Source organism: Rhizobium ecuadorense (assembly GCF_001187535.1).
Lineage (GTDB): Bacteria > Pseudomonadota > Alphaproteobacteria > Rhizobiales > Rhizobiaceae > Rhizobium > Rhizobium ecuadorense.
The window spans coordinates 1-252 of the sequence record NZ_LFIO01000236.1; the positions used below are offsets into that span (position 1 = coordinate 1).

1 pseudogene is annotated in these 252 nt (G+C 62.3%); it reads left to right on the forward strand.

The features are described from left to right. Positions 1-68: 68 nt before the first annotated feature. Positions 69-252, forward strand: a pseudogene (locus AF337_RS05745) (isocitrate lyase/phosphoenolpyruvate mutase family protein); the annotation flags it as partial.

A 252-nucleotide genomic window follows, 5' to 3' on the forward strand; every position in this document is an offset into this window, starting at 1 on the left:
ACCGTACACGCCAGAGACGTTAAGACGACGGAATGAGCCCTGCGACGCGGGGCGATCGGAAAAGGTGGATGACGATGATCGGCAATCGCAAGAAGGTGAAGTTTCGGGACCTGGTTTCCCGCAAGCAGGTGTTCACGCCCTGCGTCTGGGATTGCTACTCCGCCAAGGCGGCGGAAATGGCCGGCTTCGAGGCGATCCTGCTCAGCGGCGCATCGCTGGGATTCAGCATGTCCGGCGTGCCGGATCTCGGCC